Annotated in this window: 25 protein-coding genes; 11 read left to right on the top strand and 14 right to left on the bottom strand. The window is 72.3% G+C overall.

Features of this window, described 5'->3' with window-relative positions:
• Window positions 1-13: 13 nt before the first annotated feature.
• The 3 genes from ABZ848_RS17855 to ABZ848_RS17845 all read left to right on the top strand — a co-directional run bounded on the left by ABZ848_RS17855 (window position 14) and on the right by ABZ848_RS17845 (window position 2,297).
• The gene (locus tag ABZ848_RS17855) at window positions 14-1,201 is read left to right on the top strand and encodes a cytochrome P450 (RefSeq protein WP_360832434.1); all 1,188 of its coding nucleotides are present in this window, start codon (window positions 14-16) and stop codon (window positions 1,199-1,201) included.
• A 65-nt stretch (window positions 1,202-1,266) separates the two neighbouring features.
• Window positions 1,267-1,956: a DUF899 domain-containing protein gene (locus ABZ848_RS17850; RefSeq protein WP_360832431.1), complete on the top strand. Its 690-nt coding sequence runs from the start codon at window positions 1,267-1,269 to the stop codon at window positions 1,954-1,956.
• A 158-nt stretch (window positions 1,957-2,114) separates the two neighbouring features.
• Window positions 2,115-2,297: a hypothetical protein gene (locus ABZ848_RS17845; RefSeq protein WP_360832880.1), complete on the top strand. Its 183-nt coding sequence runs from the start codon at window positions 2,115-2,117 to the stop codon at window positions 2,295-2,297.
• 24 nt (window positions 2,298-2,321) lie between these two features.
• Here the strand turns inward: ABZ848_RS17845 and ABZ848_RS17840 are convergent, their stop codons facing one another.
• From ABZ848_RS17840 to ABZ848_RS17830, 3 genes are all read right to left on the bottom strand, one after another.
• The gene (locus tag ABZ848_RS17840) at window positions 2,322-4,184 is read right to left on the bottom strand and encodes an ABC transporter ATP-binding protein (protein ID WP_360832877.1); all 1,863 of its coding nucleotides are present in this window, start codon (window positions 4,182-4,184) and stop codon (window positions 2,322-2,324) included.
• 1,300 nt (window positions 4,185-5,484) lie between these two features.
• A complete protein-coding gene (locus ABZ848_RS17835) occupies window positions 5,485-5,925 on the bottom strand; it encodes a hypothetical protein (RefSeq protein ID WP_360832428.1) in 441 nt (146 codons plus the stop codon).
• The gene (locus tag ABZ848_RS17830) at window positions 5,916-6,596 is read right to left on the bottom strand and encodes an ATP-binding protein (protein ID WP_360832425.1); all 681 of its coding nucleotides are present in this window, start codon (window positions 6,594-6,596) and stop codon (window positions 5,916-5,918) included. The genes ABZ848_RS17835 and ABZ848_RS17830 overlap by 10 nt, the downstream gene beginning before the upstream one ends.
• A 268-nt stretch (window positions 6,597-6,864) precedes the next feature.
• Between ABZ848_RS17830 and ABZ848_RS17825 the strand changes: the two genes are divergently transcribed.
• On the top strand, window positions 6,865-7,725 hold the full coding sequence (locus ABZ848_RS17825; RefSeq protein ID WP_360832423.1) for a helix-turn-helix transcriptional regulator: 861 nt from the start codon (window positions 6,865-6,867) through the stop codon (window positions 7,723-7,725).
• The gene (locus ABZ848_RS17820) at window positions 7,726-7,980 is read left to right on the top strand and encodes a DUF397 domain-containing protein (protein ID WP_360832421.1); all 255 of its coding nucleotides are present in this window, start codon (window positions 7,726-7,728) and stop codon (window positions 7,978-7,980) included.
• A 124-nt stretch (window positions 7,981-8,104) separates the two neighbouring features.
• On the opposite strand, the gene ABZ848_RS17815 is transcribed toward ABZ848_RS17820, so the two are convergent.
• The 4 genes from ABZ848_RS17815 to ABZ848_RS17800 form a co-directional block, all read right to left on the bottom strand.
• Window positions 8,105-8,743 carry a dual specificity protein phosphatase family protein gene (locus ABZ848_RS17815; RefSeq protein WP_360832419.1) on the bottom strand — a complete coding sequence of 213 codons (639 nt, stop codon included), beginning with the start codon at window positions 8,741-8,743 and terminating at the stop codon, window positions 8,105-8,107.
• Between the two features lie 302 nt (window positions 8,744-9,045).
• Window positions 9,046-10,014 (bottom strand): hypothetical protein, encoded by a 969-nt coding sequence (locus ABZ848_RS17810; protein ID WP_360832416.1) that lies wholly within the window; start codon window positions 10,012-10,014, stop codon window positions 9,046-9,048.
• Entirely contained in the window at window positions 10,011-12,590 is a 2,580-nt protein-coding gene (locus tag ABZ848_RS17805; protein ID WP_360832413.1) for a PEP/pyruvate-binding domain-containing protein, read from the bottom strand. Before ABZ848_RS17805 ends, ABZ848_RS17810 begins: the two co-directional genes overlap by 4 nt.
• A 285-nt stretch (window positions 12,591-12,875) precedes the next feature.
• Entirely contained in the window at window positions 12,876-14,543 is a 1,668-nt protein-coding gene (locus ABZ848_RS17800; protein ID WP_360832411.1) for an aminotransferase class I/II-fold pyridoxal phosphate-dependent enzyme, read from the bottom strand.
• Window positions 14,544-14,590: 47 nt separating this feature from the next.
• On the opposite strand from ABZ848_RS17800, the gene ABZ848_RS17795 reads away from it, so the two are divergent.
• Window positions 14,591-15,085: a carboxymuconolactone decarboxylase family protein gene (locus ABZ848_RS17795; protein ID WP_360832408.1), complete on the top strand. Its 495-nt coding sequence runs from the start codon at window positions 14,591-14,593 to the stop codon at window positions 15,083-15,085.
• A 55-nt stretch (window positions 15,086-15,140) separates the two neighbouring features.
• Here the strand turns inward: ABZ848_RS17795 and ABZ848_RS17790 are convergent, their stop codons facing one another.
• From ABZ848_RS17790 to ABZ848_RS17775, 4 genes are all read right to left on the bottom strand, one after another.
• On the bottom strand, window positions 15,141-16,628 hold the full coding sequence (locus ABZ848_RS17790; protein ID WP_360832405.1) for a glutamate synthase subunit beta: 1,488 nt from the start codon (window positions 16,626-16,628) through the stop codon (window positions 15,141-15,143).
• A gap of 256 nt (window positions 16,629-16,884) precedes the next feature.
• A complete protein-coding gene (locus tag ABZ848_RS17785; RefSeq protein WP_360832402.1) occupies window positions 16,885-17,364 on the bottom strand; it encodes an anthrone oxygenase family protein in 480 nt (159 codons plus the stop codon).
• 281 nt (window positions 17,365-17,645) lie between these two features.
• On the bottom strand, window positions 17,646-18,347 hold the full coding sequence (locus tag ABZ848_RS17780; RefSeq protein WP_360832399.1) for a DUF2293 domain-containing protein: 702 nt from the start codon (window positions 18,345-18,347) through the stop codon (window positions 17,646-17,648).
• 84 nt (window positions 18,348-18,431) lie between these two features.
• Window positions 18,432-19,136 (bottom strand): NAD(P)H-binding protein, encoded by a 705-nt coding sequence (locus ABZ848_RS17775; RefSeq protein ID WP_360832396.1) that lies wholly within the window; start codon window positions 19,134-19,136, stop codon window positions 18,432-18,434.
• 99 nt (window positions 19,137-19,235) lie between these two features.
• Between ABZ848_RS17775 and ABZ848_RS17770 the strand changes: the two genes are divergently transcribed.
• The 4 genes from ABZ848_RS17770 (at window position 19,236) to ABZ848_RS17755 (ending at window position 21,498) form a co-directional block, all read left to right on the top strand.
• On the top strand, window positions 19,236-19,646 hold the full coding sequence (locus tag ABZ848_RS17770; protein ID WP_360832393.1) for a helix-turn-helix domain-containing protein: 411 nt from the start codon (window positions 19,236-19,238) through the stop codon (window positions 19,644-19,646).
• A gap of 121 nt (window positions 19,647-19,767) precedes the next feature.
• Entirely contained in the window at window positions 19,768-20,409 is a 642-nt protein-coding gene (locus ABZ848_RS17765) for a uridine kinase (RefSeq protein WP_360832390.1), read from the top strand.
• A 90-nt stretch (window positions 20,410-20,499) separates the two neighbouring features.
• Complete coding sequence (locus ABZ848_RS17760; RefSeq protein WP_360832387.1) at window positions 20,500-20,913, top strand: PPOX class F420-dependent oxidoreductase; 414 nt, start codon at window positions 20,500-20,502, stop codon at window positions 20,911-20,913.
• Window positions 20,914-21,069: 156 nt separating this feature from the next.
• A complete protein-coding gene (locus ABZ848_RS17755) occupies window positions 21,070-21,498 on the top strand; it encodes a CBS domain-containing protein (protein ID WP_360832385.1) in 429 nt (142 codons plus the stop codon).
• 18 nt (window positions 21,499-21,516) lie between these two features.
• Here ABZ848_RS17755 and ABZ848_RS17750 read toward each other — a convergent pair whose 3' ends face one another.
• On the bottom strand, window positions 21,517-22,644 hold the full coding sequence (locus tag ABZ848_RS17750) for a magnesium and cobalt transport protein CorA (RefSeq protein WP_360832382.1): 1,128 nt from the start codon (window positions 22,642-22,644) through the stop codon (window positions 21,517-21,519).
• A 242-nt stretch (window positions 22,645-22,886) separates the two neighbouring features.
• On the opposite strand from ABZ848_RS17750, the gene ABZ848_RS17745 reads away from it, so the two are divergent.
• Window positions 22,887-23,681, top strand: coding sequence for a methyltransferase (locus ABZ848_RS17745; protein WP_360832379.1), 795 nt, complete (start codon window positions 22,887-22,889; stop codon window positions 23,679-23,681).
• A 215-nt stretch (window positions 23,682-23,896) separates the two neighbouring features.
• On the opposite strand, the gene ABZ848_RS17740 is transcribed toward ABZ848_RS17745, so the two are convergent.
• Both ABZ848_RS17740 and ABZ848_RS17735 read right to left on the bottom strand, forming a co-directional pair.
• Window positions 23,897-24,787: a sugar kinase gene (locus ABZ848_RS17740; RefSeq protein ID WP_360832874.1), complete on the bottom strand. Its 891-nt coding sequence runs from the start codon at window positions 24,785-24,787 to the stop codon at window positions 23,897-23,899.
• 308 nt (window positions 24,788-25,095) lie between these two features.
• The gene (locus ABZ848_RS17735; RefSeq protein WP_360832376.1) at window positions 25,096-26,004 is read right to left on the bottom strand and encodes a pseudouridine-5'-phosphate glycosidase; all 909 of its coding nucleotides are present in this window, start codon (window positions 26,002-26,004) and stop codon (window positions 25,096-25,098) included.
• Window positions 26,005-26,032: the final 28 nt, after the last annotated feature.

Here is a 26,032-nt window from a genome sequence, read left to right as displayed (position 1 = left end):
TAGGGTGGGGCCCATGGATCCCGCCGACGGCCTTCTCGACCACCCGTACGACGTCTACCGGCGGCTGCGCGACAGCGCGCCCGTGCACCGCATCGCCGGGCCCGACGGCACGCCCGCCTGGCTCGTGACCCGGTACGAGGACGTCCGGGCGGCGCTCGCCGATCCGCGGCTCTCGCTCGACAAGCGGCATGCCACGGCGGGTACTTACAAGGGTTTCTCGTTGCCGCCGGCGCTGGACGCCAACCTGCTGAACATGGACCCGCCGGACCACACCCGCATCCGCCGGCTGGTCGGCCGGGCCTTCACCCCGCGCAGGATCCAGCAGTTGCGCGAGCCGATCCGCCGTACCGCCGACGGACTCCTCGACGCGCTCGGGCCGCACGGCACCGCCGATCTCGTCGCCTCCTACGCCGCGCCCCTCCCCATCACCGTCATCTGCGACCTGCTCGGCATCCCCGACGAGCACCGCATGGACTTCCGCGTCTGGACCGACACCCTCGTCGCGCCGGCCCCCTCCGCGCCGCCCGGGGCCGCCAAGGAGGCGGTCGTGGCCATGCTCGGGTATCTGACCCGGCTCCTCGCGGACAAGCGCCGGCAGCCCGCCGACGACCTGCTCTCCGACCTGATCGCCGTGCGCGACGAGGGCGACCGGCTCAGCGAGGACGAGCTGATGTCCCTCGCCTTCCTCATCCTCTTCGCCGGGTACGAGAACACCGTCCAGCTCATCGGCAACGCCGTGCTCGCCCTGCTCCAACACCCGGACCAGCTGGCCGCCTTGCGCGCTGATCCGTCCCGACTCCCGTCCGCCGTCGAGGAGTTCGCGCGCTACGAAGGTCCCGCCCTGTTCGCCATCCGGCGCTTCCCGGTCGAGGACGTGACCATCGGCGGGGTCACGATCCCCGCCGGCGAGACGGTCTGGGTGTCTCCGTCCGCCGCCAACCGCGACCCTTCCCGCTTCCCCGATCCGGACCGCCTCGACCTCGCCCGCGACGCCTCCGGCCACCTCTCCCTGGGCCACGGCATCCACTACTGCCTCGGCGCGCCCCTGGCCCGCGCCGAGACCGAGATCGCCGTGGGCGCCCTCCTGGAACGGTTCGACGAACTCGCCCTCGCGGACGGGAAGCTGCGCCGGCGCCGCTCCCTGCGCGCCCGCGGCCTGGTCGAGCTGCAGGTGTCGTACGCCCGAAGAAAAGAATTCTGAAGCGGCGATGAGTTCCGTCCCTCGCGGCAGTCACATCAAGAACGGACCGCTGCACAGGAGGAGCCATGTCGCTACCGGAGATCGTCTCGCGCGAGCAATGGCGGGCGGCGCGCGCGGAGTTGCTCGCCGAGGAGAAGGCGGCCACCCGCGCGCGTGACGCGCTGAACGCCGCTCGGCGGCGCCTGCCCATGGTCGAGATCGACAAGGAGTACGTCTTCGAGGGCGGCGACGGAAAGGCCACGCTGCCCGAGCTGTTCGAGGGGCGGGCCCAACTGGTCGTCTACCACTTCATGTTCGCGCCCGAGTGGGACGCGGGCTGCCGCAGCTGCTCGGCCTTCCTCGACCAGATCGGGCATCTGGCGCACCTGAAGGCGCGCGGCACGACCTTCGCGGCCGTCTCCCGGGCGCCGTATACGAAAATCCTGCCGTTCAAGGCGCGGATGGGGTGGACGGTGCCCTGGTACTCGTCGTACGGCAGCGACTTCAACCGTGACTTCGAGGTCACCTTCGAGCTCGACGAGGAGCTCGCCGAGCGGCCCGGCGTCAGCTGCTTCCTGCGGGACGGGGAGCGGGTCTTCCATACGTACTCGACGCACGAGCGCGGCCTTGACGGGCTGGGTTCCACGACGAGCTTCCTCGATCTGACCGCGCTCGGACGGCAGGAGGAGTGGGAGAAGCCGGCGGGTCGGGCGTCCGTGCTCGGGGCGCCCGCGGGCAGTGTGCGCATTCGTTATCACGATGAGTACGAGGACTGATACGGAAGGTGATCGAAGTCGTCGTAATGTGACCGGACCCTCACGGTCCGCGTTGAACGAGTGTCAACTACGTCTCAGTAACGCAACTCAGCGAGGCTTTCGGCCCCCGGAAGGCGTTAACTCCTACAAGCACAACGCATTCTGGAGGTAGCGAGATGGTGAACGGGCGAACCGTGCTCGAACGCTTTCCCGCAGGTGGGCCGCGAGGCTCGTGGCCGGCGGAGGAGTTCGCGCATGCGCGGCGGCTGGAAGGGCTGCCCGCCGAGGTCGTCATGGACATCGCCACGGACACGTTCCTGGTGATCGTCCGCAGCGACAAGGCCGTGGACGTGGTCGCCTGAGCCGGGCGTCCGGCCAGGTGTGCGTCAGCCCGCCTCCGGGGCGGGCACCGGCGCCGTGAACTGTTCCGCCTGGAGCGAGTACAGCTCCGCGTAGATGCCACCCCGGGCCAGCAGCTCGTCCGGGGTGCCGGTCTCCGCGAGACGGCCCTGGTCGAGCACGTGGACGAGGTCCGCGTGGCGCACCGACGCCAGCCGGTGGGTGATCAGGATGACGGTCTGGCCCGTCGAGGCCAGGGCCCTGATCTTCTCGAAGACCTCCAGCTCGGCCCGTGCGTCCAGCGCCGCCGTCGGCTCGTCCACGACCAGGATCCGGCCGCGCCGGTAGGCCGCCCGCGCGATGCCCAGCCGCTGCCACTGACCGCCGGACATCTCGTGCCCGCCGCTGAACTGGCGGGCCAGCAGCGTGTCCAGGCCGTGCGGCAGGTCGGCCACCACGTCCCCGGCACCGGCCTCGGCGAGCGAGGCGGTCATCCGCTCCTCGGTGAGGGGCGCGGAGGAACGCCCGATGGCCACATTCACCCGCGCCGTGAACGGCCAGCGCTTGAAGTCCTGGGCCACCATCGCGACCCGCTCGGCCAGCTGGTACCGGTCGGCCGTCGCCGCGTCCACGTCGTCCCACAGGATGCGGCCCCCGTCCGGCTTGTAGAGGCCCGCGAGCAGCTTGACCAGGGTGGTCTTGCCGGAGCCGTTCTCGCCGACCAGCGCCACGATCCGGCCGAGGGGGATGGTGAGGGTGACGTCGTCGAGGGCGGGGCGCGCCGACTCGCCGGGGTAGCGGAAGGTGACGTTCTCGAAGCGGATCTCGCGCGGGTCCTCCGGCAGGGGATCGCCGCCGGTCGGGATCGCCCGCTCGGCCGCCTCGGCGTACAGCCGCTGCAGGTCGCCCACGAACAGTGCGTCCTCGTGCAGCGAGTTGACCGCCACGACCAGGTTGTCCAGGCTCGACGAGCCCGTCCGGATCGCGATGACCGCCGTACCCGCCACCGACAGGGCCATCGCGCCGACCAGCAGCAGTCCGGCGAGCGTCGCGTACGTCGCCACGGTCGCCAGGCCCGTCCAGGCCGAGGCGATCACGCCGGTGCGCGCCGCGAGGCCGGCCAGCCGTGCCTGCTCGGTCTCCGCGGTCTCCGCCATGGCGCGGTAGTGCCGCAGGAGGAAGGGGCCGACGCCGTGCACCCGGATCTCGGGAGCCGCGTCCGGTTCGGTGAGCAGACCGCTGATCAGATGGCTCGCCCGGACGTGCTGCACCCAGTTGTGCCAGGACTCGTAGCGCCGCCGGGCGTTCGTCAGCGCGCTCCACGCGGTCGGGAGTGTCATCGTCGCGAGCAGCGGGAGCAGTATCGGGTGCAGCACGGTCAGTACGCTCGCCGCCGCGATCAGTGAGATCAGCGCGCTCACCACGCGGGTGGCGTACGAGATCATCCGCCGCGCGGATCCGGCGCCGTACTGCGCGGTGTCCAGCAGCTTGTGGAAGGCGTGGTCCTCGATCGCGGCGAGCTCCACGGCCGCCGCGCGCTCCAGGTACAGCTCGGTGGCCACGCGCTCCACCTTGGGTTCCAGGCGCCCGGTCGCCCAGGTGGACGCGGCTCGCAGCAGCGCCCCTACGAGGGATACGGCGGCCAGGGCGGTGAGCACCGGTACGGCACCGCGCAACCGGTCCTCGATCGCGCCGCCGGCGATCAGTCGGCCCAGCACGCTGTTCATGGCGAGCAGACTCACCGCCTGCGCGACGCCGCGACCCGCCTCGGCCGCCAGCACGACCCGCGCGGCGCGCCGGTCGGCCTGCCAGGCCAGGCGGCAGCTCGCGCCCAGCAGGGCGGGCAGCCGGGTCACCATCGCCCGGAAGTTCAGCTCCAGGAACGCGTCGGTGTGCTGGTTCCACCCCATGTCGTAGCGCAGCGGCCCCCCGAAGAGCAGCTGCTCCGACTCGGACACCTCGGGCTCCGCACCACGGGCTCGCTTCCGCCGCGGACCCGGGCGTGGCTTCTTCCGTTGCTCGTCCGACGGCACTGTCTTCTCCGGCCCGCCCGGCCGCGATGTCTTCCCTCGCTTGTCCGGCCCCAGTGGTTTCTCTGGTCCGTCCGGCCTCAGCGTTTTCCCTCGCCCGTCCGAGCGCAGTGTTTTCTCTTGCTCGTCCGACCTCCGCGCCTTCTCCTGCCCGTCCGGGTCCTGCGCCTTCCCCCGCCCGTCCGAGCCCCGCGTCCTCGCCACCGCCGGCTTCCCCCTTCACCTTGACGGACGGCCACTATTGCGGGGGGCCGAGACTGGTGGCAGGGCGCAGGTGAGAGAAGAACGGGTGCGCGGGCGTACGCCCTGTGGTGGCTGGGTGGCTGGGTGGCTGGGTGGCTGGGTGGCTGGGTGGTCCGGCGGCCCGGTGGTCCGGCGGCCCGGCGGTCACGCGGGCCGGGGTCCGGTGGTCGGTTGGTCGAGGTTTGGTGGCTGCGCGGCCGAGTCTGGTGGTCAGTCGGCCGAGGCTCGGTGGTTGCGCGGCCGAGTCTGGTGGTCAGTCGGCCGAGGCTCGGTGGTTGCGCGGCCGGGGGCTCGGTGCTTGCTCGGCCGGGGCCGGCGGTCGGCTGGTCGAGGTTCGGTGGCTGCTCGGCCGGGGCTTGGCGGTCACGCGGCCGGGTCTGGCGGTCACCCGACTGAGGTTCGGTGACTACGTGGCCGGGGCTCGGCGGTCACTCGACCGAGTCCGACGGTCACCCGACCGAGGCTCGCTGGCCACGCGACCTGGGCCCGGTGGCCACGCGGCAGTGGTCTAGCAGCCGCGAGCCTGAAGGCCAGCGCCCGCGCGTTAGCGGTCCGGCGGCCGCGCGCCAGAGGCCCGGCAGCCGCGGGGTAGTGGTTCCACAAGTCACGCGCGAGGAGTTCGGTGATCAGACGGCACGGGGCCCGCAGTAGCGTGCCAGATGCTCGGCGATCGTGTGGCACTGACGCCGCAGCCACGCTCCAGAAGCTCCGCGATCACCCGGCACGGCCCCCGCAGTCACGCGCCAGAAGTTCGGTGGTCAGACGGCAGGGGGCCTGCAGCCGCGTGCCAGAAGCCTTGCGATCACCCGGCACCGACCCAGCCGTCACGCCCCAGAAGCTCCGCGATCACCCGGCACCGACCCGGACCCCGCAGCCGCGCCTCAGAAGTTCCGCCGCCCGGAGCCTGATGTTTACGCAACCATGCCAGGCAGCCCGGCTACGCGATCACCGGTCGTGACCAGGTCGGGGTCGTCCCCGTCACCCTGCACAGGGCGAGGTACAGCGGGATCGGCGGGGTGTACGGGAGCGTGCCGTCCGGCTTGTGGATGAGGCCGGGGACCGCCGGGGCGTCCGGAACAACCGCCCCGGCGGCGTAATGGGCGGGCGCCGGCCACTCCAGGGCGTAGTCCGAGTCGGACGGGACGAGCCACCACCAGTGCGCCTCATCGGCGTAGACGCACCCCACTCGTGGCAGCCGGGGCAGTACCAGTGGGCCGAAACGGGCCGGCACCGCCACCGCGTCGCACCCCAGGGGCGCCGTCATCCCGTCCGGTACGGGCAGCCGCCGGGTCGTGCCCGACGCCTTCAGCCCCCGCTCGAGGCGGACCAGCGTGTCCAGGCTCAGCGCCCGGCCGCCGGACGCGGCCCTCACCCCCATGTGAACCCCGTCCCCGTGCCCATGCCCGGCCCAGTGCCCGTTCCGTGGTGCGCTTCCGGTTCGCCCTCGTCGCCCGAACCACCGGCCGGCCCCGGCTTGGGGCGGGCTCCCCACCCGAGGTCGTTGCAGGGCCCGCAGCCGTGCCCGGGATCGTCGGCCTTGCGCGGCAGTTCCGCCCAGACCCGCAGCCCCGGACCCTGCTCGTGCGCCCCCCAGGCGTGGCACATCGCGTCGATGAGAAGCAATCCCCTCCCGTGCTCCTCCTCGGGAAGCGCCCGTGACGGGTGGGGTACACCCGGCGCACAACCCTCGTCACGCACGGCTATGCGCACCAGGTCCTCGCCGTCGTGCAGCTCGCAGACTATGAGGCTGCTCGCCGTGTGCACGAGGGCGTTGGTGACCAGCTCCGTGATGACCAGGGCCGCCGTGTCGCAGGTGTCCTCGCACACCGACCAGCCGTTCAGCCGGGCCCTGGTCAGGCGTCTCGCCTGCGCCGGGGACCCCGGATGTGCGGCCAGCTCGAAACGGAACCGGCGCTCGGCAGGGGCCCCGCCGGGGCCTGCTTCCGCAGCGGCACCAAGGCCGTGGCGGCGGCCCGTGGCGGCGTCTGTTCCTAAGGGCGCGGACGGAATCACGCTTGCCACTATCGCCCCGCCGTGAACACTTGGCAAGTGTCACTCTGAAAATTGCAGAGTGCGGTGTGACTCTCTGGAAGGCCGTGGCACACTGACGACAACAGCACGTCGAACGGCGCCAGTTGAGATCAACGTAGATCCGTACAAAACCGTACAGATCTTCGAATAGGTCTTCGAATGGCGCCGTATGGCTGTCAGCATGCAGTTTGAGGTCGGACCGCACCCTCGCGGCCGTCCTGCCAGGGACTTCGGGAATTTCGGGAAACCGGCGAGCCGGTGGGCCGGCGATCAGTGGAGGTGGAGCGTGAGCGAACCGCGGTCCGCGCCGACCGTCGGCCAGGTGGTCCTCGGTCGGCGTCTGCTGGACCTGCGGGAACGCGCCGGCCTCAAGCGCGAGGAGGCCGCCCGCGTCCTCCGCGTCGCCCCCGCCACGGTCCGCCGCATGGAGATGGCCGAGGTCGCCCTCAAGATCCCGTACCTCCAGCTGCTGCTGAAGTCGTACGGCGTCTCGGACGACGAGGCCGACACCTTCGTGCAGCTCGCCGAGGAGGCCAACCGTCCCGGCTGGTGGCAGCGGTTCCACGACATCCTGCCGGGCTGGTTCTCCATGTACGTCAGCCTGGAGGGCGCGGCCTCCCTCATCCGCTCCTACGACCCGCACTTCGTGCCCGGCCTGCTCCAGACCGAGGACTACGCGCGTGGGGTCCTGCTGTCGGGCGCGATCGGCCAGACCCGGCCCGAGGACATCGAGCGCCATGTCGCGCTGCGCATACAACGCCAGGATCTGCTCACCCGTCCCGGAGCGCCCCGCTTCTGGGCCGTCATGGACGAGACCGCGCTGCGCCGCCCCGTCGGCGGTCCGGAGGTGATGCGTGCCCAGATCGACAGGCTGCTCGAAGCCGCGAAGCTGCCCAACGTGACGCTGCAGGTCGCACCGTTCCTGAACGGGCCGCACCCCGGCACGTACGGGCCCTTCGTGCTGTTCCGATTCGCCATGCCGGAGCTTCCGGACATGGTCTACAGCGAGTACCTGACCGGCGCCGTCTATCTGGACGCGCGTGCCGAGGTGGCGACCCACCTCGAGGTCATGGACCGCATGGCGGCGCAGGCCGCTACGGCACATCGCACGAAGGAGATTCTCCGGGATCTCCGCAAGGAGCTGTGAATGGATCGCATCAAGTCGCGCAAAGGCGTCTACAACGGCATGCCCGCGCGGGAGTTGGGCAGTGAGGGCTGGCACAAGCCCTGGAGCGGTGGCAACGGCGGCAACTGCCTGGAGGCGATGAAGCTCGCCGACGGCCGGATCGCCGTCCGGCAGTCCACCGACCCGGACGGCCCGGCACTGATCTACACCACGGACGAGATGACCGCGTTCATCGAGGGTGCCAAGGCGGGGGAGGCCGACTTCCTGCTGTCGTGACGCGAATTGGTCCCGACGCTCACTCAACTCCCCTTTCCTGATTGTGAACTGATGAACTGATGGTTAATCGATCAATGGTTGAGACCGGCACCGGCAAGCCCCCCGCGGGGGATACATCTAGAGCCTAGAGCCAGGACCACATGCGTCGGGGTGCGTCCACCAGACGGCTGATCGCAACCACCGGAAGCGGTGGTTGCGCCACCCGCCCTGGCCCGAGGCTCAGCCCGTAGTAGATCTGCTCGATCGACGGCGGTCCGACGGCGAGATTGCGCCGGACCGCCGTCGCGGACGTCTGCTCCCCGGTCTGCACGAGATAGGCCGCCGCCATCGTGCCGGTCCGCCCCACCCCGGCCCCGCAGTGCACGAACACGGGCCCGGGCGCGGCGGCGACGGTCTCCAGGAACCTCCGCACCTGCTCGGGCCTCGGCGTCTGCCCGTCCCGGATGGGCAGTCGTACGGCGGTCAGCCCGGCCTTGACCGGTTCGGCGAGCTGGGCCGGGGTGAGGTCCTCGGCGCGCAGGTCGACGACCGTGGTGAAGCCGAGCCGGGCCAGTTCGCGGTATCCGGCCGGTGAGGGCGCGGCGCCGCGCCACAACCGGCCCTTGGCGTCCACGGGTTGGAAGTGATGGATGCCCTGGACGGTACGGGTGCCGGCGGGCGGAGGTGTCCCTTCCCGGGCCCAGTAGGAGAGCGCGAGCACGCCCAGCGAACCGGCGGCCCACAGCGCGAGATAACCGACGACCACCGTCACGACGACCCGCACCGCACGACGCGACAACCGGCCCCTGGGCAGGAGGGGCCGAGGCAGTGGAGCGAGAACGACAGCCATGGGCGACCCGGAAGGCTCGGGGACGGGGGCGCGATGCGCATCGTAACCCGGCAGGTGGGGAGTGGGGGCGGGTCGGCGGTGGCTGGGGCCTGCGGCGCGGTCATCGTCATCTCCGAGGCGGCTGCGCGGGCCTCCGGCTCCGGGGCGTGATCTCGGGGGCGGCCGTCGTCATCTCCGGCTCACTCGCTGTCGCCTCCAGGCCGACCGTCGTCAAGTCGCCCCTCCCAGGCCCCCCTTCAGTCGTCGTCCGCATCCGCGTCGCCGATGCCGACCACCGTGAGGTGGGCGCGGTCGAGGGTCGTGTCCTCCAGGCAGCCGCGCAGCCGCATGCGGTCGTGTTCGGTGAGCGCGGGGCGTACGACACCGGCGAACACTCCGTCGCCCAGGTCGCCGAGGGTCGCGTGGCTGAGCGGCACGGAGGTGGAGTCCCGGCACCGCTCCCAGACCTGCTGGGCGGCGAGCCGACGCCGCTCCGCGGTCATCCCGGAGCCCCGCATGTCGACCTGGACCAGCACCGAGGTCGCCTCGTTGTCGTTCTCGTGCTCCTCCCGGGTCTGGGTGAGGTCGGCGAGTCCGACGACCAGCGCGGCGAGCAGTGCGGCGCCGACGACGGTGACCGCGGTGACCCTCGCGGCCCGGCCCTTGAGGCGAGGGCCCAGCAGGGGCAGGTCCTCCAGGTCGCGGTCAGCGCCGGGGACGGTGTCGCGGCCGGCACCTGCACCGACGCCCGCACCGGCGGACTCGGAGGGCGCGGCGAGTATGGCCAGCCGCCCGGCGAGCCTCCGCTCGGCAGGCTTGGCGGTCGCCGACGCGATCCGCTGCACCACCCACGCGATCCCGGACAGCAGCACACCGGTGACCATGAGGACGGGCACGAAGACGTACGTACGCTCGCCGCTCTCCTCCAGCCAACGGAACCGCGGCCCCTCGTTCCGCCCGCTCTCCGGCGCCGCCCGCAAGCGCGCCAGCACGTCCTCCTGACGTACCGCCAACTCCCGCTGCCGGGCGTCACCGTCCCGCAGCCGCTCCTCGATCCGGCCCAGCCGTCCCAGCATCACGATGCCGAGCAGCATGACCTCGACGACCAGCAGCAGGATCCCGCAGAGAATGGCCCGCTGCCACTGCCACCGGTACAGGTAGACGACGAGATAGGTACCGGTCCCGGCCGCGGCGAGCCCACCGAAGAGATAGGCGACCCGCCTCATCGGGGCTCCTCGGCGTGCACGCCACCCGTGTCCCCGTCCATCGCCACACGCGACCCCGGCGGAAAACGCCGTACCGCGTCCGTCGCCCCCACCACCGCCGGCAGGCCGAACTCCCGTGCCAGCACGGCGAGATGGGACAACGGGCTGCCGGTCTGGGCGATCAGGCCGGTGAGTTCGGGCAGCAGCGGGGCGAGGGCGGGATCGAGGGTACGTACGACGAGCACGGGGTCCGGTGGCCGGGGCCCGCGCCCGTCCCACACCGTCCCGACAACGCGCCCACCGGACACGCCCCGGCCGCCGTCCGCCTCACCGTGCCGCTCGGCGACGACCTTCCCGTCCGCGAGCCGGAACGCGTCCGGCAACGGAGCCGACGTCCCTGGCGGCACCCGGCCACCCAAATCCCCGGGCAACGAAACCCCGTCCTCCAGTACGGCGCCCAACTCCCGCCAACGAAGCATCCCGACGCGCTCAGGCCCGAGCCCCAGCCGCCGCCCACCTTCCCGAACAAGCCGCACCTGAAGCTCCTGCACCCAGCGGACACGGAGACGGAGGGCTTCGCGTGGGGGGAGTGCGGGGGAGCGGTGGGGGGTGTGGCGTACGGCTGCGGGGGTCATGGGGGTTACGGATGTCGCGGTGGTCACCGGGGTTACGGGGGCCACGGCGCCGGACACCGAGTTCTGCCCGGGGACCATGGCCATCGCGTCGGACGCCGAGTACTGCCCGACGGCCCTGCTCATCGCGTCGTGCGCCGAGTCCTGGCCGGGGATGCTGCCCATGGCGTCGTGCGCCGAGTTCCGCCCGACGCCGTTGCCCACAACTCCCGAGCCCGGTCGGCGGGTTGGCGCGCCCTGCCCCGAGCCGCCGCCCCCAGTCGCAGCCGACACCTCGCGTCGCGCCACGGCGCTGCCTGCTGCCGGTGTCTCTTGCTGCGCCTCGCTGTTGCCTGGAGCCGGTGTCTCTTGCCGTGCCCCGCTGTTGCCCGCGGCCGATTTCTGTTGCCGCACCCCGCTGTTGCCCGCAGCCGGCGCCTCTTGCCGTACCCCGCCGTCGCCCGCAACCGGCGCCTCGTGCCACGCCTCGCCGCCGCCCGCAGCCGCAGCCGCAGTCTCTCCCCGACCCCCGTCACCACCCGCCCCTGCCACCACCCCCTCCGGCAACCGCCCCCGCCCCCGCAGACTCGGCGCCGTAAGCGCCAGTACCAACGGTTCCTCGGCCGCCACCCGCTCGTCCGGCACCCCTCGCGCCCGCGCCTCTGCCAGCGCACTCAGGGCCGCCCCCGCCGCCGTACGGCTCCTCGGTGGTTCCCGCAACAGCGCCCCCGCCAGGGCCTCCTGGGCGTGGAGCGAGACCAACACCCTTCGGGTCCAGCGGAGTTCGGCGGTCAGGTCGGTGGTCGTGAGGTCGGCCGGTGCCGGGACCCCGGCGAGGTGGTGGTCGACGTCGGCGACGAGGTCCGTCGCCAGGCCGGGCAGCGCTGCCGTGAGGCGTCCGACCCGCCAGGCCGCGCCCAGCCGCCGCGCACCCGGCGCCGGGTTCAGCAGCGCCAGCCACCGGTGCCGCGGCGGCGCCGCCCCCAGCAGCCGCAGATCCGCTGCCGCCCGCCCCCCGACCGTCGTCACCACCGGCACCCGGCGCAGCAGCCGCCGTGGCGCAGTGCCCCCGATGTCCAGCGCGGCGGCGAGCCCGCGGGCCATCGGCGCCACCCACAAGTCCTCCTCCAGCGGCAGGAGTTGCTCGGGCAGCGTCTCCGCCACCGGCCCGGGCCCCAGCAGCCGCGCCCCGCGCGCGGGCCGTGCCGCCATCGCCGTGATCGGCCGGCTCTGGAACAGCCACAGCCGCCCGTCCCCGTCGAACCCGAACTCGATGTCCTGCGGCCCCCCGAACACCCGCCGGGCCCGCCGCGCGAGCCGCGCCAGCCGGAACAGCTCGCCACGGGTGAGCACCGCCTCCGCCGCCCGCGGCTCGGTGCGCAGCAGCCGTCCCGACCGGCTCAACCAGTAGTTGGTTCCCGCCTGTTCACCGCTGACCAGACTGTCCGGCCCACCCCGCACCGCACTCACCAGCATCCGGTCGGCCCGCCCCTCCACGGGATCCGCCCCGAACATCACCCCGCCGACCCGGGCCGCCAGCATCGGCTGCACCAGCACCGCCATCGGGGCCGTCCCCGCGTCGGGCCGCCGCGCCGAGTCGAGCACCGCCCGTACCGCCGTACGGAAGTCCCGCCACCCCCGCACATCCAGCACGGACGCGAACTGCCCCGCCAGCGACGACTCCTGGGTGTCCTCCTGCGGCGAGGACGACCGTACGACCAGGGGCCTGGCACCGCCCTCGGACAACTCGTCCCAGGCCCGCCGCAGGGCGATCGTGTCGTCGCCCGCACCGTCGGGGATCACGAAACCGGGAAGCACCGGCAGCCCGGCCCGGGCGGCCCGCGCGAGGTTCGCCGCCTTGGAACCGGCGCTGCGGGGGAGCACGGCGGTGGGTTCGTCCAGCGGGACGGCGGCCGGGCCGTACGCCCCCGCCGGACCCCGCGCCGCGATGCGGCCGTCTCCCCGACGTTCGTCGAGCGTCGTCATCAACACCCTCCAGGACCGACCGCCAACAGGGGGGACGCGCGGGGTGGCCCAGCGCCTGACGGCGGAACGAAGGATGGGCGGGCCGCGGCCGCTCCGCACGGGACACGGCCATGACACGCTCCTCACCCATGGTCCCACCGCCGTTGCCCCACAGGTCGGTTGGACGTCGCTTTCCTGTCCGCTCCGCCCCGATTTCGTGAGCCGGGAGGAGACCGCCGACACGGCCTCGTCCGGGGGTAGTACGCACGGCATCCTCCGCAGGTGCGAGGGCCTGTCCCGCTCGACTCACACCGCCGTATCCGGCGCCCCCGGCGGCAGCACCCGGAGCAACGCCTCCAGCGCCGCCCCGTACGCGTGCTCCGAGGGTGTCGCGTACCCCACGACCAGCCCGTCGGCCGCCTCGGTCTCCGCCTCCGCGTCCGGGTGCCGGTATCCGGCCAGCCCGTCGAGCGCGACGCCGTTCCAGACCGCGGCCTTGACGGCGGACCGCTCGGTGCCGGGCGGCAGCCGCAGCACCGCGTGCAGGCCCGCCGCGACCCCGGTGACCTCGATGTGCGGCGCGTGCTCGGCGAGCGCCGCCACGAGCCGGTCGCGCCGGCGCCGGTACCGCTGCCGCATCCGCCGCACGTGACGGTCGTACGACCCACTGGAGATGAAGTCGGCGAGGCTCAGCTGGTCGAGGACGCTCGCCCAGGCCTCCCGCTCGCCCTTGGCCGCGAGCACCCCGTCGACGTACCGCTCCGGAAGCACCATCCAGCCCAGCCGCACGGCCGGCGACAGGCTCTTGCTGACCGAGCCGAGCAGGATCACCCGCTCCGGATCGAGCCCCTGCACGGCGCCGACGGGCTTGCGGTCGTACCGGAACTCCCCGTCGTAGTCGTCCTCCAGCACCACCCCGCCACGCGCGCGTGCCCAGTCGACCACGGCCGCGCGCCGCTCGGCGTGCAGCGGCCCACCGGTCGGGAACTGGTGCGCGGGCGTGAGCAGCACGGCCCGCTCACGCCCCAACCGGTCCACGAGCGCGCCGTGTTCGTCCAACGGCAGCGGTACGGTGCGCACGCCCGCGCCCGCGAGCAACTCCCGGTGGAAGGGCAGGCCATACGCCTCCACGGCGAGCGGCCCGCGCAGCACCCCGCCACCGAACAGCAGCCGCAGCCCGTGCGCGAACCCGGAACACACCACGATCCGCCCCGGCTCGGTCCGCACCCCCCGAGTACGCGCCAGATACTCCGCGAGCGCCTCCCGCAACTCCACCCGCCCGGCAGGATCCCCGGGCCCGAACACCTCGCTGGCCGCGCCGAGAACAGCCCGCCGGTAGGAAGCGATCCAGTCCCTGCGAGGGAACGACGACGCGTCCGGGGTGCCCTGGCGGAGGTCGTGGAGGGGGCGGTGTGGGGGAGGGGGCGGAAGCGGGAGCGGTGTCCGCCGGGCACGCGCGTGTGGCGGCGACGCGGACCCACGCGCGCGTGGCGGGACCTCGGGCCCACGCGCGCGTGGTGGCAGGTTTTCCTCACGCCCGTATGCGGGCCGGTTTTCGTCACGCGCGCGTGGAGGCCGGTTTTCGTCACGCGCGTGTGCAGGCCCGCTTCCGTCGCGCGCGTGCGCAGGCCCGCCTTCGTCACGCGCGCGTGCAGGCGCGTTTACGGCTCCCCGCTCCCCGCGCCGCAGCGGCTCCGCCCGTTCCGCGACCCGCGTGCCCGAGCCCTGCCGGGCCGTGAGCCACCCCTCCGCGACCAGCTCGGCGTAGGCGTCGGCGACGGTGTTGCGGGCGACGCCGAGGTCCGCGGCCAGGGAGCGGTACGGCGGCAGCCGGGTACCGGGAGCGAGCCGCCCACTCCGCACGGCCTCCCGCAACGCCGCCGCGACGGCGGCCCGCCGCCCACCCGTGGCGGCCACCTCCAGATGCAGATCGGCCCCGACCCGCTCAGCGGAATTGACCCACGATTTCGCCATGGGAATGCACCCTACAGTGGGTCTTTCACCCCCGTAGTTTGAATGACATGACGACGAACACCAGCGCGACCACGACCACGACCACCACCACCGCTCGCATCGACTTCGCCAAGTCCGCCCCGAAGGTCTTCCGCGCCCTCGTCGGCTTCGACGCCGCCGCCCGCGAAGGCCTCGACCCCGCCCTCGTCGAGCTGATCCAGATCCGCGCCTCGCACCTCAACCACTGCGCGTACTGCCTGCACATGCACACCAACGACGCCCGCAAGGCCGGCGAGACCGAGGACCGCCTGCACATGGTCCCGGTCTGGAGGGAGGCCAGCCACTTCTTCACGCCGAGGGAACAGGCGGCCCTGGCCCTGACGGAGGCGGTGACCCTGGTGGCCGACAAGGGCGTCCCGGCGGACGTCTACGAGGAGGCCGCCGCCCACTTCGACGACCAGGAACTGGCCCACGTCCTGTCCCTGATCCTCACGATCAACACGTGGAACAGGGTGGCCCTGTCGACGGCGAAGGTGGCGGGCACGGACGAACGCCGCCGCTGATGCCCCTTTCCGAGCCGTTGGCTTCTGCGCCTACGGGAATGCGAGCCTTCGGGTCCTACACGGTCATGGGCCGGTCATAGGGCCCGATGGGCGCCGGCAGCCGCGAACTCCCCGTCAGATACCGGTCCACGGCCGCCGCCACGGCCCGCCCCTCCGCGATCGCCCACACGATCAGCGACTGCCCCCGAGCCGCGTCCCCGGCCGCGAACACCCCCGGCACACTCGTCGCGAACCCCGCGTCCCGGGTGATCGTCCCGCGCGCCTCCATCGCCAGACCCAACTGCCCGATCAGCCCGTCCTCCCGGTCGGGCCCGGAGAACCCCAGCGCGAGCAGCACGAGATCGGCCGGCAGGCTCCGCCCCGTCCCCGCGACCGGCTTCCGTCCCGCATCCACCTCGACCAGATGCAACGACCGCACATGCCCGTCCGCGTCCCCCACGAACCGTAGCGTCGACGCCGCGAACAACCGCGCGTCCGCATCCGCCGCGGGCGCCGTCCCCAGTTCCCCCGCCTCCTCGTGCGCCGCGGACAACCGGTAGATCTTCGGATACGTCGGCCACGGCTCCGCGTCCTCGTCCCGCTCGGCACCGGGCTGCGCGTAGATGTCCAACTGGGTCACCGACGCGGCCCCTTCCCGCACCGCCGTCCCCAGACAGTCCGCCCCGGTGTCCCCGCCGCCCACGATGACGACATGCTTGCGGGCGGCGGACATGGGCGAGCTCTCCAGATCCCCCTCACACACCCGGTTGGCCAGCGGCAGATACTCCATCGCCTGCTGTATCCCGGTCAACTCCCGCCCCGGTACGGGCAGTTCACGCCAGGCCGTCGCCCCGGTCGCGATCACCACCGCGTCGTACCGGGCCCGCAACTCCGCCGCCCCCACGTCCCGCCCGACCGCGGTCGACGTACGGAACTTCGTCCCCTCGGCCCGCATCTGCTCGATCCGCCGCTCCAGATGCCGCTTCTCCATCTTGAACTCGGGGATTCCGTACCGCATCAGCCCGCCGAGCCGGTCGTCCTTCTCATAGACCGCGACCGTGTGCCCGGCCCGCGTCAGCTGCTGCGCCGCCGCCAGCCCCGTCGGCCCCGACCCGACCACGGCCACCGTCCGCCCGGACAGCCGGTCCGGTGCCCGCGGCGGCGCGAACCCCAGCTCCCACGCCCGGTCGGCGATGGCGACCTCGACGTTCTTGATGGTGACGGCAGGCTGGTTGATGGCGAGCACACACCCCGACTCGCACGGCGCGGGACACAACCGCCCGGTGAACTCGGGGAAGTTGTTCGTGGCGTGCAGCCGGTCCGCCGCGGCCCGCCAGTCGTCCCGGCTGACGAGGTCGTTCCACTCGGGGATCAGATTCCCGAGCGGACACGCCTCGTGGCAGAACGGTATGCCGCAGTCCATGCACCGGTCGGCCTGCTTGCTGATGATGGGCAGCAGCGCACCGGGGACGTACACCTCGTCCCAGTCCCGCACCCGCTCCCCGACCGGCCGACGGGGCCAGTCCTGGCGCGGCGTGGTCATGAAACCCTTGGGATCGGCCATGGCGCTCTTCCTCGCGTCCGCGTACGACAGGCCATGCGACATCGGACGGCACTCTTTCGGCCACGATACGACGTGTCGGCCACGGGCGCAGAGGGGACGGACAGCGCTTTCCGCCCAGGTTCCTCAGGCTTCCCCGCGTTTCCCACCGGGAACTTCTCAGCACACGCCCAGCGCGTCTTCAGGCGAGCGTCAGGCGGACCGGTTTGAGGTGAGCGTCGGGCGGACCGGTTTGAGGTGAGCGCCAGGCGGGCCGGTTTCAGGTGAGCGCCAGCACGTACGCCACCGCCGAACCGGCCGAGGCCACCATCCGCACGTGGTTCCACATGGTCCACTCGCGCACGTACGACGGCCAGTACGCGGCAGCTTCCGGGGTGCCCGGGTCCAGCTTGAGCAGCGCGTCGTTGCGCGGCACGTTCGCGACCATGGTCACGCCGAAGCTGCCGAACAGGTACAGCGCGCTGCCGACCAGCAGCTCCACGCGCCCGTCGTCCGGCCACAGCACGAAGGTCACCACGCCGATCACCGCGCACAGCACGGCCGACCCCACGAACACGAGCATGAACGCCGGCATCACCGCCGTCACGTTGATCGCGTTCATGGCGGCGACGCCCTGCGCGGGCGGCAACGCGGCCAGCCCCCGCATGACGAACGTGGAGAACCCGCAGAAAACCCCGGCCACCAGCCCGGTCCCGAGCACACCCAGCACGGTCAGCCAGAAGTACGGTCCATCGATCACGACAACGTCAACTCCCCGTATAGACCCGAGATCCTCCCCGGCACCCCCCATCACCACAAGTCAATTCCCCCAACCCCACAAATCCCGTGACCAATACGCGCGAACCCATACGCAAACGTCCAGCCCCCAACCACCCGATCCCCCACCCTCGCCCTCCTCCTACCGCCCCCTCGGCACCGTCGGCTCCCGCACCGGCCACCCGCCTCTCCTTGCCGGCCCCTTCTCTCGGGCGCTCTCGAATCGGCCGCCAGCCTCGAACCAGCCACCCGCACCCCGCCCCCTCAGCCGACCTCCACCCCAGCCCCGTCGGCCTGCCACCCCCGCAGCACCGTCTCCACCCCCGCCCTGATCCGTCGCCGAGCCTCATGCCGCGGAACCCCGCTCATCAGCAACTGGTCGTACGGCGTCTCCACATGCCGTACGGACGCCACCACCGCCGACACCACCGCCCCCTCCGACAGCGCCCGCCCCGCCGCACTCCGCCCCACCCGCCCACTGCCCCGCACCGACGCATGCCCGGCGATCGCCCGCGCCCGCTCCTCCGGACACCCGGGAAACAACCGCCGTATCTCCGCCGCGAACGCCTCGGCGAACCGCACGTCCTCCGCGGTCCGCCGCCGCGCGTCCCGCATCCGGCGCCGCAGCCGAGCCTCCGCGTCCGCCAGGCACCGCTCCTCGGCCCGGGCCAGCCCCGCCTCCTCGACCAGCACGCCCTGCCGCTCGTACCGCCCCTTGCGCCGGTTGAACCGCACGACCACCGCCGACAGCGAACTCTCCTCCCGAGACCGCCGAGTGAGCGCCGTGTCACCGCGTGCCAGAAACACCAGATGCCCGAGATCCGCACAGTCCAGACACCGCGGCGCCCCCTCCTCCAACACCAGCATCGACAAGGCCCCCGCATGGCACTCCCCGCAATACCGCCGCTTGAGCGGCTGGATGACGAGAAGTCCGGTACGGGACGAAGGAGTTGCAAGACGCGCCATACATGTTTCCTTCCCAGCACACGCCCCGGCCCTACTCCGATCCACCCACACTCCCGTCACCGATCACCGATCACCGATCACCGATCACGGTCCATCAATCACCGAATCACCCGTCACCGACACCCGAACCCGATGCCGCATAGGCGTCTCGATCTCGTCGAGCACGGCCACGGCGAGATCCGCGTACGACAACACCGAGCCACCCTCGGGAACCCGCTCACCCCCCAGCCGGTACCGCCCGGTCCGCGCCGCACCCTCCTCCAGCCCGCCGCCCGGCGTGAGCATCACCCAGTCCACGGCACCCTCGTCGCCCCGCGACCGCAGCCGAGACAACCCCGCCGTGTGCGCCAGCGCGAACGGCCGTATCTCCGGCGGGAACACCCCCGCGTCGTCCATCACCGGCCGCCCGTCCACCCCGAGCAGATTCGCGAACAGGCCGATGGCGACCAGCCGCCCCACCCCCGCCGCACCGAGCCCATCCAGCAAGGCATCCGCCGCCCTGACGAAGAAGTCCGGATCCAACGACCCGAACCCCTGCTCCGGCCCACTGAACGGCGAAACGGCATGAACGGCCGCCACATGCCCGCCGCCCGCGACACCACCGACCGACAGGGGATCGGTCACATCACCCTTCGCGACCACGACCCCCTCCGCCCCGAGATCCGGATACCGAGCCGGCTCCCGTACCACGGCCGTAACCGCCACCCCACGCCGTCGCGCCTCGGCCGTCACCGCCCGCCCGGCCCGCCCACCGGCCCCGAAGACCACGATCCCGCCGATCCCGCCCATGCCCAACCTCCTTGCCCGGCAGCCCACTTGGCCACCTGACCTGGACGTTAGAAGCGCAGACCCCGGTTACTTCAACGGTATCGGCGCTAACCTCGACCGATGACCGACGCCTCGTCCGGCACCCGGGACCCCGCCCCCGCCCGCGCCCCGCTGGACCCCGACATGTTCGACCCCCTCTGCCCTTCCTCCGCGATGCCCTTCCGCGTCGGCGACAAATGGACCGGCATGGTCATCCGCTGCCTCGAACACGGCCCGCGCCGCTTCACCGAACTCCGCGCCCCGCTCAGGGCCGTCACCCCCAAGGTCCTCAGCGAAACCCTGCGCGCGATGGAACGCGACGGTCTGCTCACCCGCACCTCGTACGACGAGAACCCGCCCCGAGTCGAATACACCCTCACCCCCCTCGGCCGATCCCTCCTCCCCCTCCTCGACGCAGCCCGCGCCTGGAGCCGAACCCACCTACCACTCCTCCTCGCAGCCCGCACCGCCCACGAACAAGAAGCGTCCTGAACCGAGGGGCCTGCCCGCGCTGCCGGTACTGCCGGTAATGCCGACAGTGAAGTGGTGAAGTGGCGCCCCGAGCCGTCGGACCGCCCCCGCGCGACGCACCCCGACCACCCCCTGACGCATCATGGGCCGTGTGCGACTCGAAGCGATCACCTGGGACCGGCTCGGCGACCTCCTCGCCGAGCGTCTGCTCGACCTGAAACCGGCCGACGGCAGCCCCTGGCCCCGTATCGCCTTCGACGGCGCCCCGGCGGCCCGCCCCGGAGACCTCGCCGCACGTGTCGCCGAAGCCCTGCGCATACACGGCCGCCCCTCGCTGACCGTCGGCACGGAGGGCTTCCTGCGCCCCGCGTCTCTCCGCCTGGAGTACGGCCACCAGGACGTGGACGCCTACTACGACGGCTGGTTCGACACCCGCGCCCTGTGGCGCGAGGTCTTCGGCCCCCTCGAACCCGGCGGCGACGGACGCGTCCTGCCCGACCTCTGGGACCCGGTCGCCGACCGAGCCACCCGCAGCCCCTACGTCCAACTCCCGCCCGGTGGCTTCCTGTTGCTGCACGGCCCCCTCCTCCTACGGCACTGGTTTCCCTTCGACCTGACCGTCCACGTCCTCCTCTCACCCGGCGCCCTGCGCCGCCGCACCCCCGAGGCCGACCACTGGACCCTCCCGGCCTACGAGCGCTACGAGGCCGAGACCGACCCCGCCGGCACCGCCGACGTACTGGTCCGCGCCGACGACCCGCGCCACCCGGCATGGAACGGCTGACATGGAACGGCTGACGCGGATCACCCCGAGCCCTCGTTCGATCCACCGAAACCGCTTTTCAATGCACATGCATCTAATTACCCTGGTCCCATGACGATCTCCGCCACGCCTTCCCTCTCCTTCGCCGACCCCGTCCGCGCCCTCCTCGACGGCAAGAACTTCGCCAGCGTCGCCACCCTCGGCCCCGACGGCGCCCCGCAGAACTCCGTCGTCTGGATCAAACGCGAGGGCGACACCGTCCTCTTCTCCTCCACCGACGGCCGACAGAAGGTGCGCAACCTCCGCCGCGACCCCCGCATCAGCCTCACGGTCTTCGACCTCACCAACCCCTACACCTCGGTCGAGATCCGCGGCACCGCCGAGATCCTCCCCGACGACGACAAGCGCCTCCCGCACGAGCTCTCGCACAAGTACCTCGGCATCGACCCGCCCGGCGAGAAGGACGACGAGGTCCGCGTGATCATCCGCGTCGTACCGCGGAAGATCCTTGGCTTCTCGGCCTGAACCGGGGGTCGTCCGGCCCTGTCCTCCGGGCTGCGGTTACCGCGGAGTTCCGCGTGCGCCCGCCCTGCCGCGAGGCGAGAATGTAGGGCGCCGGGACTCCGGGACCAGCGGTGCCTCCCCGCGCCGCACCGGCCGTCCGGCACCGGGAGGTACTCCATGACCACCGCCTCAGACATCATGCACCGGGGCGCCCAGTGGATCCCCGCCCACGAGACCCTGGACCGCGCGGCCCAGCTGATGCGCGAGCTGAACGTCGGAGCCCTGCCCATCAGCGACCAGAACGAGCGGCTCTGCGGCATCCTCACCGACCGGGACATCGTCGTCGGCTGCGTGGCCATGGGCCACGACCCGGCCAAGGTCACCGCCGGCGAGATGGCCCAGGGCACCCCGCGCTGGATCGAGGCGGACGCCGACGTGAGCGACGTGCTCCGGGAGATGCAGGACCACCAGATCCGCCGGCTCCCCGTCATCGAGAACAAGCGGCTGGTCGGCATGATCAGCGAGGCCGACCTGGCCCAGCACCTGACGGAGGACCAGATCGCCGACTTCGCCCACAGCGTCTACGCCAGGAGCACGAAGTCCTGACCTCGCGGGCGGCGCCCGTCACAGCCAGCCGTTGCGCCTGAAGCCCCTGTACAGCACCAGGCAGGCCACGGATATCACGCCTATGACCAGGGGGTACCCGAACCTCCAGTGCAGCTCCGGCATGTGATCGAAGTTCATGCCGTACACACCGCAGACCATCGTCGGCACGGCGATCACCGCGGCCCAGGCCGTGATCTTGCGCATGTCCTCGTTCTGGGCCACGGTGACCTGCGCGAGGTGGGCCTGCAGGATCGAGTTGAGCAGTTCGTCGAACGAGGCGATCTGCTCCTTCGCCCGCATGAGGTGGTCGAGGACGTCCCTGAAGTACGCCTGTATCTCCGGGCCGACCACCCGGCTCGGCCTGGTGGCCAGGTCGTCGAGCGGGCCGGCCAGGGGTGCCACGGCCCGCTTCAGCTCCAGGAGTTCACGCTTCATCTGGTAGATCCGGCCGGGGTCGGCCCGCGCGCCGTTCTCCGCGAACACGTCCGTCTCCACCTGGTCGATGTCCGCCTGGACCTGGTCGGTGACGTGCAGATAGTCGTCCACCACATGGTCCGCGATCGCGTGCAGCACCGCCGCCGGCCCCTTCGCCAGCTGCCGGGAGTCGGATTCCAGCTCCTCGCGCAGCGGGCCCAGCGAGCCGTGCATCCCGTGCCGTACCGTGATCACGAACTCCTCGCCGACGAACACCATGATCTCGCCGGTGTTCACCACCTCGCTGGTCGCGGTCAACTGCTCGTGCTCGACGTAGCAGACCGTCTTGAACACGGCGAACAGCGTGTCGCCGTACCGCTCCAGCTTCGGGCGCTGATGGGCCTCGACGGCGTCCTCGACCGCCAGCGGATGCAGGTCGAAGAGCTCGGCGATGCCCGCGAACTCCTGGTCCGTCGGCTCGTGCAGACCGAGCCACACGAAACCGTCCCTGCTCTTGCGCACCTTCTCCACCGTGTCGACCAGGTCGCTGCCGCCGGGCACCCGCACTCCCTCCCGGTAGGTCACGCAGTTGACCACCGAGGAGCCCAGCGGGGACCTGGCCGGGTGGCTCAGGTCGACGCGGGGGCGCCGCCGGGCCAGCCGTGCCACCTTGCGAAGGCCTCCGACCCTGCCGAGGCTCGTGACCTTCCGCAGATTCCCTGCCATGGACATCTGGATCTCCTTGCGTGGATCTCCTCGGGCTCGACGCAAGGCCCGGCGGATGTGCCGTGTCCTGCGCTCTGGCGAGCCAGTTTGCCAGGTCTGCGTAAGCGGCAGGTGAGCCTGTGGGAACAGAAGGTTCCGGTTGGTTCCCGCCTGTGGACGAACGGCGGCGCCTCGGCGGACGCCGGACATCTCGCCGTAGCGCCGCGTCGACCGCTCCCGACAAGCCGGGCAACTGGGATGATCGCGGCATGACGCGATCCGACGGGTATCTCCTCGACAACCGGCAGTCCGAGGCGGGCGAGCGCTTCGACGCCTTCGCCACCCTCTTCGACCCCACGACCTTCCGGCACCTCGAAGGATTCGGCATCGGCCCCGGCTGGCGCTGCTGGGAGGTCGGCGCGGGCGGTACGTCGGTGGTGTCCTGGCTGGCCAAGAAGGTCGGCCCGACCGGAAAGGTCGTCGCCACCGACATCGACACCTCGCGGCTCGCGGCCGCCGCCCGGCCGCCGGTGGACGTCCGCGTCCACGACGTGGCCGCCGAGGAGCCGCCGGGGGAGGGCTTCGACCTCGTGCACGCCCGGCTCGTCCTGGTCCATGTCCCCGACCGCGAGCGGGCCTTGCGCTCCATGATCAAGGCCCTGCGCCCCGGCGGCCGCCTCCTGCTCGAGGACGCCGACCCGGCCCTCCAGCCGCTGGCCTGCCCCGACGAACACGGCCCGGAACAGCGCCTCGCCAACCGCCTCCGCCAGGGCTTCCGCCAACTCCTCGCCGACCGCGGCGCGGACCTCTCGTACGGCCGTCAACTCCCGCGCCTGCTCCGCGAACACGGCCTGCGCCGAGTGGAGGCCGACGCGTACTTCCCCCTCACCTCCCAGTCCTGCGCGGCCCTCGAATCCGCGACCATCCGCCAGATCCGTCCTCAACTCCTCGACGCGGGCATCGCCACGACGGAGGACATCGACCGCCACCTGGCGAACGTCGAGGCCGGAGGCATGGACCTGGCGACGGCGCCGATGATTTCGGCGTGGGGGAGGAAGGCGTAGGACGCGTGGGGGGGGAAGGCGCAGGACGGCGGGGGAGCGGGCACGGACAACTCCACCCCGCTCCTCATCCTCGCCTCAGCTCCGCATCCTCACCTTCGCTACTCACCGCCGCCGGAGCTCCTCGTCTCTGCCCCCGCTACTCAGCCTCGCCGGAGTTCCTCGTCCCCGCCTCAGCTCCTCACCCCGCCCCCGCTCCCGCCCCTCGGCCTCGCTCCTCACCCCCGCCCCGGCGGTCGCCCTCCGACCCGCTCCACGGCCATCGCCCCCGCCCGGCAGCCGTCCCGTGCCGCCTCCTCCGGGGCCGCGCCTGTGAGCAAGGTGGCCAGGAACGCGCCCGTGAAGGCGTCTCCGGCGCCCGTCGTGTCCGTCGGGGTCGCCGGTGCGGCCGGCACGCGCGCGTGCACTGTGCCGGCGCGGGCCACCAGCGCTCCGTCCGCGCCCTGCTTCGTGACCACCAGCGGGATGTGCCGGCTCAGTTTCGCCGCCGCGTCCGCCGCGTCGGGCAGCCCCGTGAGGAGGCACGCCTCGTCCCGGCTGGGAAGCAGGAGGTCCACGCCTTCGATGAGCTTGAGGAACTGGTCGACGCCCAGTTCCGCCAAGAAACCGGCCGACGCGGGATCCAGACTCACCGGCACGCCACGCGCGCGTGCCGACTCCAGCGCCACCGCCACCAGCGCCCGGCTCGACTCGGAGAACAGCAGGTAGCCCGACAGATGCAGCCGGGCCACACCGTCCAGCATCGACTCCGACCAGTCCCCGGGATCCAGCCGCATCGACGCCCCGCTGTCGGTCAGAAACGTCCGCTCGGCCGAGTCCTCCGTGGCGACGAGACAGATCACGGTCCCGGTCGGCGCCTCCGGATCGACGACGAGCCGCGGCCGCACTCCGCACTCCGCCAGCTCCCGCTCGTGCCAGTCCGCCGCATCGACTCCCACCCGCCCGAGCAGCCGCACCTCCGGCCACCCCCAATGAGCCGCCCAGCAGGCCACATTGGCCCCCGCCCCACCCGGCACCCTCCGAATGACGGCAGCCGTGTCCGTCCCCACGGCAAGCGCCCCCCGATGCCGGGCGACGACATCGGTGACCACATCCCCGACGACAAGCAGCGCCCCCGACCGTGAACCGCGCGAACCCGCCGCCCCACCGCCGCGCGACGCATCGCCCGCCGAACCCTCTCTCCCGGACTCGCCGCCGTATCCCTCGCCCCGCCGACCCGCACCCGCTCTCGCGGGCTCGCCGCCGAACCCTTCGCCCCGCCGGCCCGCACCCGCTCTCCCGCGCTCGCTGCCGCTCCCCTCGCCCCGCCGGCCCGCCGCCTGGCCCTCGCCACCCGAAGCCCCGCCCGGCGACCCCGCCACCGCTCCCGCGCGGCTCGCGGAACCCGTTCCCCCGTCCTCGCCACCCGCCCCCGCGATCACGCCCCCGCCCACGCCGCCGCGATCCTCGCCGCCAGCCGTACATTGCCGCGCACCGCCGCCAGATTCGCCGCCAGCGAGGCCCCGTCGGTGTGCCGTACCAGGTAGTCCAGCAGGAACGGCGTGACGGCCTGCCCGGTCACGCCCTCCGCCTCGCACGCGTGCAGCGCGTCCGCGAGTACGCGCGCGTGCAGCTCAGGATCCAGCTGCTCGTCCTCGGGCACAGGATTGGCGACGATCAGCGACGACGCGGGCCCGTCGAGCGCGTCCTGCGCCCGCATCACGTCGGCCACCTGCGCGGGACTCTCCAGCGTCCAGTCCACGGGATGCCCCGAGTCCGACAGATAGAAGCCGGGGAAGCGGTCCGTGCCGTACCCGGCCACGGCGACGCCCAGCGTCTCCAGTCGCTGCAAGGTCGCCGGAACGTCCAGGATCGACTTCACACCCGCGCACACCACGGTGATCCGCGTCCGCGCCAGCAGCCCGAGGTCGGCCGACTCGTCCTGCGTGACGGTCCACTCCCGGTGCACCCCGCCGAGCCCGCCCGTGGCGAACACCCGCACGCCCGCGAGCGCCGCCAGCAGCGCCGTCGCCGACACCGTGGTGGCCCCACTGGCCTCGGACGCCACCGCGAGCGGCAGGTCGCGGTGGCCCAGCTTGCGGATGCCGTCCTCGTTCGCGACCCGCTCCAACTGCTCCTTGTCCAGCCCGACATGGGGTCGCCCGTCCAGCACCGCGATCGTCGCGGGAACGGCGCCCTCCCGCCGTACGACGTCCTCCAGCTCCAGCGCCACCTGCAGGTTCCGCGGTCGCGGCAGCCCGTGCGCGATGATCGTGGACTCCAGGGCCACCACGGGTCGACGCGCGTCGATCGCCTCGCGTACTTCCTCCGACACCACCAGCACCACGCGCCTGCCTCCTGTCGTCCGTTCTTCC

The sequence above is a fragment of the Streptomyces sp. NPDC047081 genome (assembly GCF_040643775.1).
Classification (GTDB): Bacteria; Actinomycetota; Actinomycetes; order Streptomycetales; family Streptomycetaceae; genus Streptomyces.
The sequence above is the reverse complement of the archived record's forward strand: the minus strand, read 5'-3'. Positions and strand labels throughout refer to the sequence as shown.

Coding starts and splice junctions, on each gene's coding strand:
- ABZ848_RS17855 (WP_360832434.1), top strand. CDS start 14: ATGGATCCCGCCGACGGCCTTCTCGACCACCCGTACGACGTCTACCGG.
- ABZ848_RS17850 (WP_360832431.1), top strand. CDS start 1,267: ATGTCGCTACCGGAGATCGTCTCGCGCGAGCAATGGCGGGCGGCGCGC.
- ABZ848_RS17840 (WP_360832877.1), bottom strand. CDS start 4,184: ATGGGGTGGAACCAGCACACCGACGCGTTCCTGGAGCTGAACTTCCGG.
- ABZ848_RS17835 (WP_360832428.1), bottom strand. CDS start 5,925: ATGGGGGTGAGGGCCGCGTCCGGCGGCCGGGCGCTGAGCCTGGACACG.
- ABZ848_RS17820 (WP_360832421.1), top strand. CDS start 7,726: ATGGATCGCATCAAGTCGCGCAAAGGCGTCTACAACGGCATGCCCGCG.
- ABZ848_RS17810 (WP_360832416.1), bottom strand. CDS start 10,014: ATGAGGCGGGTCGCCTATCTCTTCGGTGGGCTCGCCGCGGCCGGGACC.
- ABZ848_RS17805 (WP_360832413.1), bottom strand. CDS start 12,590: ATGACGACGCTCGACGAACGTCGGGGAGACGGCCGCATCGCGGCGCGG.
- ABZ848_RS17800 (WP_360832411.1), bottom strand. CDS start 14,543: ATGGCGAAATCGTGGGTCAATTCCGCTGAGCGGGTCGGGGCCGATCTG.
- ABZ848_RS17795 (WP_360832408.1), top strand. CDS start 14,591: ATGACGACGAACACCAGCGCGACCACGACCACGACCACCACCACCGCT.
- ABZ848_RS17790 (WP_360832405.1), bottom strand. CDS start 16,628: ATGGCCGATCCCAAGGGTTTCATGACCACGCCGCGCCAGGACTGGCCC.
- ABZ848_RS17780 (WP_360832399.1), bottom strand. CDS start 18,347: ATGGCGCGTCTTGCAACTCCTTCGTCCCGTACCGGACTTCTCGTCATC.
- ABZ848_RS17775 (WP_360832396.1), bottom strand. CDS start 19,136: ATGGGCGGGATCGGCGGGATCGTGGTCTTCGGGGCCGGTGGGCGGGCC.
- ABZ848_RS17770 (WP_360832393.1), top strand. CDS start 19,236: ATGACCGACGCCTCGTCCGGCACCCGGGACCCCGCCCCCGCCCGCGCC.
- ABZ848_RS17765 (WP_360832390.1), top strand. CDS start 19,768: ATGGGCCGTGTGCGACTCGAAGCGATCACCTGGGACCGGCTCGGCGAC.
- ABZ848_RS17760 (WP_360832387.1), top strand. CDS start 20,500: ATGACGATCTCCGCCACGCCTTCCCTCTCCTTCGCCGACCCCGTCCGC.
- ABZ848_RS17755 (WP_360832385.1), top strand. CDS start 21,070: ATGACCACCGCCTCAGACATCATGCACCGGGGCGCCCAGTGGATCCCC.
- ABZ848_RS17750 (WP_360832382.1), bottom strand. CDS start 22,644: ATGTCCATGGCAGGGAATCTGCGGAAGGTCACGAGCCTCGGCAGGGTC.
- ABZ848_RS17745 (WP_360832379.1), top strand. CDS start 22,887: ATGACGCGATCCGACGGGTATCTCCTCGACAACCGGCAGTCCGAGGCG.